This is a genomic window from Streptomyces sp. rh34 (assembly GCF_002551245.1).
Classification (GTDB): Bacteria; Actinomycetota; Actinomycetes; order Streptomycetales; family Streptomycetaceae; genus Streptomyces.
In genome coordinates, this window is record NZ_NTGZ01000060.1 from 22,866 (window position 1) to 32,509 (window position 9,644).

A 9,644-nucleotide genomic window follows, 5' to 3' on the forward strand; every position below is an offset into this window, starting at 1 on the left:
GCGGCCCAGCCGCCCCAGGACGCTCGACCGGTTCCAGTCGCGGAAGGCGTCCGCCCGGCCACTGCTGCCTATGCGGCCCGCGTGCGGGTGGGCGGGCACCTCACGTAGGCGGGCGGGCGCTCCGGGGTGCTCCTTCGCGGCTCAGCGGGATGAGCGGGTGGTGTGGGCGGCGTCGAGGAGGTGGCGCAGGCGCAGGCCGTCGGGGGCGATGGCCGTGACGAGTGCGGCGGGGCCCGCGAGGGGGGTGAGGATGGCCAGTCCGTCCTCCGGGGTGTCGGTGAGGGCCTGGGCGGTGGGTGGTTCCGCGTCGAGGGCGGGGTCGACGATGAGGATCTGGCCGGCCGCCCGGTGGCGGGCGAGGACGGCCGGGCTGTCCCAGCCGGCGGCTCCCGGCCCGTAGTCCCCTTCCTGGTCGAGGAGCACGTGTCCGCCGCGTCGGACGGTGAGCCGGGTGGTCACGCGGCCGGGTGGTTCGCCCATGCGCCCGAGCACCAGCTCCTCGCGCAGGACGAGCCGTGCGGTGGGGGCGAGGTCGATCGTCCAGGTCTGCCGCAGATTGCTGCCCGCGGCGCTGATCAGGGGTTTGGGAAGCCAGCGGAGTTCCGCGTGGTCCGCCACGGTCAGGTGCACGTCGTAGGTGGCGTGTGCGGTGGTGGGGCCTCTCAGGGCGAGGGTCGCGGCTGCGGACGTGACGTGGAGGGCGGCGCCCTGCCGGGCTGTGGCCTCGATGCGCAGCCGGTCGCCGCCGAGGGGAGCGCTCATGGCCCCGACGACGCACACCCGCGCCTCGGCGCCCCGTGAGCGCAGTCGCCGGAATTCGAAGGGGCCGTCGCCGTCGAGAACGGGCAGGACGGTGCCGCCGCCCCGGGCGGCGGCCGTGATACGGGCCGTGGCTCGTACGCCGACGGCGGCTGTGCCGCGGCCCGTCGGCGCGGCGGGTGCGGTGGTGGAGGTCATGCGGAGCCTGCGGCCCAGTCGGTGAGCTGCTCGCGGACCCAGTCGGCGACGGGCTTGACGCCGCCTTCTTCCTTGAGGGAGGTGAAGGCGACCGGGAGGTCGCCGCGCTGGGCCTTGGCGTCGCGCGCCATGGCTTCCACGTCGGAGCCGACGTAGGGGGCGAGGTCGGTCTTGTTGACGACGAGGAGGTCGGCGGTGGTGACGCCGGGGCCGCCCTTGCGGGGGATGTCGTCGCCGCCCGCCACGTCGATGATGAAGATCTGGGCGTCGACCAGCCCCTTGGAGAAGGTGGCGGTGAGGTTGTCCCCGCCGGACTCCACCAGGATCAGGTCGAGGGGGCCGGTCGTCTCCTCCAGCTCCTCGACGGCTTCGAGGTTGGCGGAGATGTCGTCGCGGATCGCGGTGTGCGGGCAGGCGCCGGTCTCGACGGCTCGGATCCGCTCGGGCGGCAGGACCGCCTGCCGGAGCAGGAAGTCGGCGTCCTCGCGGGTGTAGATGTCGTTGGTGACCACGGCGATGGACACTTCGGTGCGCAGCGCCCTGCACAGGGCGGCGACGGTGGCCGTCTTGCCGGAGCCCACGGGGCCGCCGAGCCCGATGCGCAGCGCGCGGCGAGTGCCGTCGGGGCGCTCGGTGGGGCGGGCACTGTAGGTGTGGCGGTGCGGGTACTTCTCGTCAAGGTCATGGTCGAGGTGCATGCGGTTTCCTTGTGTTGGGTCCTGTGTTGTGACTGACTGACTCGTCGCGGAGGTCAGGAGGCGAAGAGGCGTGCGGGCCGGGTGGCGTGCTGCTGGGCGCTGATGTCCAGCAGCGGCGCGGAGGCCGCCGGCAGGGCGTCGACTCCTTCTCCGGGGACGCGCTGTGCCGCGGCGGTGGCAGCCGCGGCGACGCGATCGAGCTCCGGTGCCAGGCGGGCGAGTACGGCGGTGGCGTCGAACGGGTCCAGGCTCAGCAGCCGGACCGTCGCGGTGGCCGGCCCGCTGACGGCCTCGTACACCGCCGCGTAGGCGGCGTCCAACGGTTCGAGCCCGGCCGACCGGGCGGCCACGCCCAGCACCACCGGCTGGTGTGCGCCGCGCGGCCGGGCCGCCGCGAGCGCGTCGAGCTCCGCCGACGGCCACGTGGCGCGGGCCGCCCGCATCATCTGCCGGCCCAGTTTGCGGGCGGTGTGCCGCAGAGCGGCCACGGGCGTACGGGCATCGGCGGCCTGGTCCAGGACCAGCGGATCGTGCCCGGTGGCGGCCGCGGCGGCCAGCGCCGCCGCGACCAGCCCGGCCGTGTGCAGCCGCCCCCGGCAGAACTCCTCCAGCGTGCCGGCGTCCGTGATCCGGCCGGCCGCGACCGCCGGTTCGGCTCCGCCCGAGTGGGCGTGGCCCCCGGCGGGGAACCGCCCGTCGGCCAGGACGAGCAGTGCGGCACGGTTCATTCTTCAATCCTCTGCTCGACGGCTCGGGTCCCTGCGCTCCGGAGAGGCTCAGAAGAGGAAATAGCGCTGGGCCATGGGGAGTTCGGATACGTAGGCGCGGTCGACGATGTGGCCGTCGACGTAGGTCGTCACGTCGGTCACCTTCGCTCCGCCGATGATGACGTCGTAGGTGTCGGGATCGATACGGACGTGCGGGGTGGCGTGGTTCTCCTTCATGTCCGCCTTCTTGACGCCGCGCGTGTCGGTGATCGCCCTGAACCGTTTGTTCAGCTTCGAGCCCTTGGCCAGGCCGTTCCCGATGGCCCGTTCGGTGACGAAGTTGTACGAGAGCGAGCCGGGCGCCAGGCCGGTGGCTCCCCACATGGGGCGGGGCAGCACGGGCTGGGGGGTGGGGATGGACGCGTTGGCGTCGCCGACCTGCGCGTAGGCGATCTGGCCGCCCTTGATGACCATGTGGGGCTTGACGCCGAAGAACTTCGGTTCCCACAGGACCAGGTCGGCCAGCTTTCCGGTCTCCACGGAGCCGACGACGGCGTCGATGCCCTGGGCGAGAGCCGGGTTGATGGTGTATTTCGCGACGTACCGACGAGCGCGCCGATTGTCCGCCAACGGCGGCTCGGCCCCGGGGGTCGTGTCCGCCGCCGTCGCGTCCCGGGCTGTCCCGGCCTTCGGACCGGTCTCCGGCTCGTCCCGGGGCCGGTCCTCCTCCAGGAAGCCGCGGCGGACCTTCATGACGTGCGCGGTCTGCCAGGTACGCATGATCATTTCGCCGATGCGGCCCATGGCCTGGGCGTCCGAGGACATGATCGAGATCGCGCCGAGGTCATGGAGGATGTCCTCGGCGGCCATCGTGGAGGGCCGGATCCGGGAGTCCGCGAAGGCGAGGTCCTCTTCCACCTTCGGGTTGAGGTGATGGCAGACCATCACCATGTCGAAGTGCTCCTTGACCGTGTTGACGGTCAGCGGGCGGGTGGGGTTGGTGGAGGCGGGCAGCACGTTCGGCTCGCTCACCATCTTGATCATGTCGGGAGCGTGGCCGCCTCCGGCGCCCTCGACGTGGAAGACGTGGATGGAGCGTCCGCCGATGGCATCGATGGTGTCCTGGACGAACCCGGCCTCGTTCAGCGAGTCTGCGTGGAGGGCGAGTTGTACCCCGGTCTCCTCGCACACCTCCAGGCACCGCTCGATGACCGCGGGTGTGGCGCCCCAGTCCTCGTGGATCTTCAGACCGAGGACACCGGCGTCGACCTGGGCGAGCATCGACTCCTTCGACATCGTGGCGCCCTTGCCGAGCAGCCCGATGTTCACCGGCGCGCTGTCCAGCGCCTCGAACATGCTGTTGACGTGCCAGGCGCCGGGCGTGACCGTGGTCGCCGTGCTTCCTTCCGCCGGGCCCGTACCACCACCGATGAGCGTGGTGACACCCGCCGCCAGTGCCTCGCGGACCTGGTCGGGGCAGATGAAATGGACGTGCGTGTCGATCCCGCCGGCGGTCAGGATGCGGCCCTTGCCCGAGATGACCTCGGTGTCCGGGCCGATGACGAAGTCGGTGGGCCGGGGGCCGATCCCGTTGTGAGGCTCCGCGCCGTCGTGGAGGGTGTTCATGGTCTCGGGGTTGTACGCCTTGCCCAGTGCGACGATGTTCCCGTCGCGGAGGGCGACATCCGCCTTGACGATGCCCCAGTGGTCCAGAACGACGACACCCGTGATGACCGTGTCCGGGGGGCCCGCTGTCGCGGGGTCGGCCGACGTCCCGGACCCGGCCTTCGCCGGGTCGCGCTCCACGACGGACTGACCCATCGACTCGCGGATCACCTTGCCGCCGCCGAAGACCATCTCGTTCCCGCTGCGGCCGGGGCCTCCCGACCAGTCGTCCTCGATCTTGACGCTCAGCGCCGTGTCTGCGAGGCGGATACGGTCACGGGTCGTCGGCCCGAACCGGTCGGCGTAGGCCGGTCGCGTCAACGGGTCGAACGCCGTCGGCTCTTCCGGGCAGCAGGTGCAGTCGGGGCACTGAACGGTGGCACTCACGCCTGCTCCTTGTCGAACGAACCCTTGACCTTGTCGAGCGAGCCGTTGACCTTCTCGGGCAGGCCCTCGATCCTGCCGCGCAGACCGTGGACCACTCGGGCCCCCTCGATGGGCACGAGCTGGACCTTCTCGGTGATGCCGGGCTCGAACCGCACCGAACTGCCGGCGGGGACGTTCAGACGCCTGCCCCACGCCTCCTTGCGGACGAACTCCAGCCCGTCGTTGGCCTCGGCGAAGTGGTAGTGGGAGCCGACCTGGACGGGCCGGTCGGTAGGATTGGCGACCATCAGTTCCGTCACCTGGCCGAGCTGCCTGTTGCGCTCGTTGAAGATCACCACCTCGTCCTCCTTCACGGGGGAGAAGTCGACCTTCCCCGGACAGGTGACCGGCTCCTCGTCCCGGCCCGCCTCCGGGAACGGGCCGTGAATGGTGACCAGCTTCGTCCCGTCGGGGAACGTGGCCTCCACCTGCACGTTCTCGATCATCTCGGGGATGCCCTCCATGACCTCCTCCCGCGACAACACCTTGCGGCCGGACGACATCAGCTCGGCCACGGTCCTGCCGTCCCGGGCCCCTTCGAGAACATGCACGATCAACAGCGCCATGGCTTCCGGGTAGTTCAGCAGCACGCCGCGGGCCCGGCGCTTCTCCGCCACGTCGGCGGCCACGTGCATCATCAGGCGTTCTTGCTCGTGTGGGGTGAGGTGCACAGACATTTCCCTGCATCGGCTTCCGCCCAGGACTCCTGTCCTGGGCCGCCGGCAGGAGACGAGGCCCCACGCGCATCCACGGTCCGGGAGGCTCCACGGCCTTGCTTCCGGTGCTTGTGCCGCAGCGCGGCGCGGATGTCGTCCGTGGCGCGTTCGGCCCCCGACTCGACGTGGATCCATCATGATCACGCTGACGGGGCGCGAAGCCGCGTACGGGGCATGGTGCACCCGAACGAGTGATCACCGGGCCGGAGGAACTGACAGCGCGAGGTCGAAAGTCCGGCCGCCGTCCACGCGGCCCGGGGCCGAGCGGCCGACGGCCCGGGTCGGGGCGCGGCACACCGTGGCCGTGGTGTCGATCCCCCGTGAGCGGCACAGCGTTCTGGCCAACCGGCTTCCCGGGGATCGGCTCACCGGCCCGGCTGCTCGGAGGCACCGTCCAACCAAACATCGCTTTTCAGATGATCTGGGCTACTGATCAGGATATTGAGCCGTTTGGAACCGACTCCCGCTCGCCAAAAACCCCGATGCAACATCCGGCAAGAGAACGGGTTCGACATGGCTGAGTGGAAGCAGATCTCCGGGTCGCTGAAGGCGATCGACACCGGGTCCCGGACCAGCGTGTGGGGCGTCAACTCCGGCGACGGGATCTACAGCTACACCAACAACGACAGCAAGCCGTGGGTCTCCGTCCCCGGCGCTCTGAGCGATATCGGGGCCGGGATCGACGGCACCGTGTGGGGTGTCAACGCCGGCGGGAACATCTACCGCTACACCGGCGATCAGAGTTCCACGCACTGGAAGCTGATCGGCGGCTCGCTGTCCCGCATCGCCGTCGGCTCCAGGACCAACGTGTGGGGCGTGAACTCCGGCGGTGGGATCTACCGTTACACCAACAACGACGCCAGCCCGTGGGTGAACATCCCCGGGTCCCTCAGCGACATCGGCGTCGCGGCGGACGGCACCGTGTGGGGCGTGAACTCCGGCGGGAACATCTACCGCTACACCGGCGACGAGAGCTCCACGAACTGGAAGCAGATCAGCGGCTCGCTGTCCCGGATCTCCGTCGGCTCCCGGACCGCCGTGTGGGGTGTGAACTCCGGCGGCGGGATCTACCGCTACACCAACAACGACGCCGATCCGTGGGAGAACGTCGCCGGATCCCTCAGCGACATCGGCGCGGCCGCCGACGGCACGGTATGGGGCGTCAATTCCGGCGGGAACATCTACCGCTACACCGGCGATCAGCCCAGCTGACCCCGCCTTCTCACGCGGCGGAGCCCGGCAGCACCCTTGCCGAGGTTCCGCCGCGCTGCCGGACCCCGCGGGCGAGCGCCGTACGCTCCCGGTCGGGTGCCCGCGCGTCTCGACGGTGGTGAACGTCTGTGTCCACCTTCAGTGCTGTCACGCCATCGGCGGCAACTCGGAAGACGCTCGGTGTGGGGTGATGGCGGCAGCGAATGTCCAGTGCAGCGCGTGGGGCGCCGCCCGGTCATGCGCACTTGAGCTCCTTCTTGGTGAAGGCAGTGAACTGCTCGAGGAGCCCGGGGAGGGTCTTGCGTTGGTTCTGAACTCGAGCTCCGCTGACGTAGATCTTGAGCTCGAGGTACTTCGCGATCGGTGGTTCGGAGTTGGCTGTTGCCTTGCAGGGGAAATATGTAATTGCTCCGGTGTCCCAGACGATTGCCTTCTTGCCGATATCCACCGAATCGGGTTTCAGTTCGTCGAACGAACTCCATTCGATGAGTTCTTCGTTGTCCTCGAAGTCTGCGTGCGCATCGAATGCATTGTTTCCATTGATGTAAATGAGGCAACTTGCAGATCGATTGCGATCTGTGAAATGGAAATCATCGGCATCTTGCTTCAGGCGTTCACCCGTGGGCAGGATAGGCTGTACGTCGTTGCGTTCGAATGCATTCCAGCAAAATTCTTGTGGCAGTTTCGGGACGCTTTCTGTCTTTTCTTCGGCGCAGCCGACAGTGGCTGCGGTGAGAGCCAACGAAAGGGAGGTGAACGCTACGATTCTTCCGGTGTGCCGCACGATTGGCTGCTCCCTCAGGGGCGGTTTTTCCCGGACATGTTATGGCCGATGGAGTAGGCGTCCGCGGTCGCTGTAGAGGCGGACCCCTGGTAGACGCTGTACTCCTCGGGTGTCAGGCCGGCTGCTTTGCCGCCCGTGGCGACGGCAGCCGCTGCGGCCCCCTTCGACGCTTCCTCGGCTTTTGCGTAGGCTCTTCCCGATTCGAGTACAGCCTCGTCCAGGCCTTCCTTCCTCGATTTTTCCACCACTGATTCAGTGACGTCCTCCTGGATCCAGGTCACAGCGTCCCCGCCTACCGGGAGCAGTTCGAGGTACTTGGTCCCTACCAGGTCGATGATTCGATTCGTCCACTTCGCGTTGTTCTCGACGCTCTCGTTGTATTCGCCGTTCTCGTGCGTCTTCAGCTCGACGACCGCGTGTGCCCTCGCTTCAGCCATCATCCCCGCGATCTCGCCGCCCGGATGAACGGCGTTACGAATCGCCTCGCCCATGTCCGCATGGCGCTCGGGATGGCGGAACGCGTCGCCCACGAGCGCCGTCGTGTAGGCCTGCTGCGCGTGGGTGATCGCACCGTAGGCGTCCGGGTCCTGGCCGACCGAGCCGAGGAACCTCGTCATCAAGTGCTTCTCGAACTCCGCCGGGTCGCCGAACGGCTTGATCTGGCCCGCCGCGTTCTCGGCGGTCGCCTGGAGGTCCGGCATGTATTCCGCCGCCATGTCGCCGAACTGCGGGGCCAGGGCGCTCAGCGGGCCGGGAGGGTCGCCGGCCTTGGCCGATACGAGCTCCGGGTTCGTGCCGATCTTCTCGACGACCTTCTCCATGACACCGCTCATGTCCTCGGTGTGACGTACCGGCGGCGCGTCGTCGTCGCCGGGGACGCGGCCGGTGACCGCTGCCTCCAGGGCGTTGCCCATGGCCGTCTGGCCGAGCGTGCTGCCGCTTTCGGCCGTGGTGTCGTACCAGTCGTCCGCGGGCTTCTTGTCGAGCATGTAGTCGACCACGCTCTGCGCGTCCTTGCTGCTGGTCTCCGCGTCGAGCAGCGTGACGATCCCGTCGTTGTTGGTGTCCGACCGCAGGTTCTCGTTGAAGAACTCCGCCGCCGCCGCGGGATGCCTGCTCATCGCCTCCATGAGGCCGGTGACCGGGTTGAAGCCCTTTCCGCCGTCCGCGTCGAGATTGATCGCCATGCCCTGGTTGTACGGGAGGTTCCGGGACCAGATCTCGGGGTCCTTCTTGTCCATGGCGATCATGTCCCGGCCAACCGACGTCAGGAACTGCTGGTCGTAGGTGCCCTCCCGCAGCAGCGAGCCCAGCGCCTGGTACCCGTACACCTTGGTGCCGACGCCCGCGAACCCGGAGACGTCGATCTCCTGACGGCCCGCCGTGAGCAACTGGTTGGTCCAGGCGGCGTCCAGGTGATTCGGTACCGACGGAGCGGTGGCCAGGCCGAGCATCGCCCCCATGTCGCTCTGGATGTTGCGGACCATGCCCACGCGGTCCGCTCCCGCCGGACCGAGGGACGTGGAGTCAAGGGACATGCGCGTGTATGCCTCCAGCGTTCCCTCCGCGCCCAGTCCGCGATAGAAGGCGGTGGCGAACTCGGGGTCTCCGCGGTTGTCGTCGATGATCTCTTCAAGCTTGCGCAGCGCCCCGGCATTACGAGCCGTGCCGCCCTCTCCGATGACCGTCTTCAGGAGCTCGGCCGCGCGTCCCGCCTGTTCCGCGTCGAGGGTCTTGTAAACGGGCTTGCTGAAGTCGTGCTTGCTCTTCATGTTCGCTTCGAGGGCGCGTTTCAAGGAATCGTCGGCGTCGGAACAGTCCTCGACGATCCGATCGATCTTCCGCTGCCAGGATGTGACAGCCGCCTGCTGCTTGCGCAGCGCCTCGGGGTAGTCCGGATCACGACGTGCGGCGTGGTCGTCCTCCAGATCGTGCCGGGCCGACGCCTTCCCCCGTGCGCTGATCACCACGCCTGCCGCGGGGGCCTCTTCGTCCCGCATGCTGATCAGAGTCTTCTTGGCGTACGCGAAGGACGTGTGGGCATCCGTCAACAGGGACTTGATGCCCCGGGCCTGGGACACGGCGTCATCGAACTCCGCCGCCGTCTTCCCGATGAACTCCTTGGTGACACCGGCGTTGACGCCTTCCCACCGCGCCTTGCCCGCCTTCGCCTTCATTCCGGTCCGGGCGTCGTCCGCGAGTCTCTCCAGCCTGGTCACCATCGCTGCCCAGTCGTCGGCCGCTGTCTTCAGCTTGCCGACGGGTGCGTTCACCACATCGTCGAAGGTCAGCACGGTTCCCCCATGAACTGCTGGTCGGAGCGAGGCGAGGCGGAGCCGCCCCCCGGGGCGCCAACCTAGCGAATGTGTGCGGGAGCGACGTATGCATATGCGATTTCGAGCCACCCGAGTGCTTGGCGTTCCGCTCTCGTGTGCCCCCGCCGCACCCGCCCCCGCTCACCCTGTCTCTTATACACATC

At 68.6% G+C, this 9,644-nt stretch carries 8 protein-coding genes; 1 reads left to right on the forward strand and 7 read right to left on the reverse strand.

Annotation, left to right across the window (positions count from 1 at the left end; genetic code table 11):
* Nucleotides 1-141: 141 nt before the first annotated feature.
* From CR470_RS14225 to CR470_RS14245, 5 genes are all read right to left on the reverse strand, one after another.
* Complete coding sequence (locus CR470_RS14225; protein ID WP_097867953.1) at nucleotides 142-957, reverse strand: urease accessory protein UreD; 816 nt, start codon at nucleotides 955-957, stop codon at nucleotides 142-144.
* Nucleotides 954-1,655, reverse strand: coding sequence for an urease accessory protein UreG (gene ureG, locus CR470_RS14230; protein ID WP_097867954.1), 702 nt, complete (start codon nucleotides 1,653-1,655; stop codon nucleotides 954-956). Before ureG ends, CR470_RS14225 begins: the two co-directional genes overlap by 4 nt.
* Before the next feature lie 53 nt (nucleotides 1,656-1,708).
* The gene (locus CR470_RS14235; protein ID WP_097867955.1) at nucleotides 1,709-2,383 is read right to left on the reverse strand and encodes an urease accessory protein UreF; all 675 of its coding nucleotides are present in this window, start codon (nucleotides 2,381-2,383) and stop codon (nucleotides 1,709-1,711) included.
* Nucleotides 2,384-2,431: 48 nt separating this feature from the next.
* Nucleotides 2,432-4,348: an urease subunit alpha gene (locus tag CR470_RS14240; RefSeq protein ID WP_257138649.1), complete on the reverse strand. Its 1,917-nt coding sequence runs from the start codon at nucleotides 4,346-4,348 to the stop codon at nucleotides 2,432-2,434.
* A gap of 62 nt (nucleotides 4,349-4,410) precedes the next feature.
* Nucleotides 4,411-5,124, reverse strand: coding sequence for an urease subunit gamma (locus CR470_RS14245; protein ID WP_179892255.1), 714 nt, complete (start codon nucleotides 5,122-5,124; stop codon nucleotides 4,411-4,413).
* A gap of 558 nt (nucleotides 5,125-5,682) precedes the next feature.
* Between CR470_RS14245 and CR470_RS14250 the strand changes: the two genes are divergently transcribed.
* Nucleotides 5,683-6,381, forward strand: a complete 699-nt coding sequence (locus CR470_RS14250; RefSeq protein WP_097867958.1) for a tectonin domain-containing protein — start codon at nucleotides 5,683-5,685, stop codon at nucleotides 6,379-6,381.
* A gap of 235 nt (nucleotides 6,382-6,616) precedes the next feature.
* On the opposite strand, the gene CR470_RS39120 is transcribed toward CR470_RS14250, so the two are convergent.
* Together CR470_RS39120 and CR470_RS14260 are read right to left on the reverse strand one after the other, a co-directional pair.
* Nucleotides 6,617-7,165: a hypothetical protein gene (locus CR470_RS39120; RefSeq protein WP_143663809.1), complete on the reverse strand. Its 549-nt coding sequence runs from the start codon at nucleotides 7,163-7,165 to the stop codon at nucleotides 6,617-6,619.
* Between the two features lie 14 nt (nucleotides 7,166-7,179).
* Nucleotides 7,180-9,459 (reverse strand): hypothetical protein, encoded by a 2,280-nt coding sequence (locus tag CR470_RS14260; RefSeq protein WP_097867960.1) that lies wholly within the window; start codon nucleotides 9,457-9,459, stop codon nucleotides 7,180-7,182.
* Between the last annotated feature and the right edge of the window lie 185 nt (nucleotides 9,460-9,644).

Excerpts from the sequence above, each read along its gene's own strand:
- CR470_RS14250 (WP_097867958.1), top strand. The coding sequence starts at position 5,683 with ATGGCTGAGTGGAAGCAGATCTCCGGGTCGCTGAAGGCGATCGACACC.
- CR470_RS14225 (WP_097867953.1), bottom strand. The coding sequence starts at position 957 with ATGACCTCCACCACCGCACCCGCCGCGCCGACGGGCCGCGGCACAGCC.
- CR470_RS14235 (WP_097867955.1), bottom strand. The coding sequence starts at position 2,383 with ATGAACCGTGCCGCACTGCTCGTCCTGGCCGACGGGCGGTTCCCCGCC.
- ureG (WP_097867954.1), bottom strand. The coding sequence starts at position 1,655 with ATGCACCTCGACCATGACCTTGACGAGAAGTACCCGCACCGCCACACC.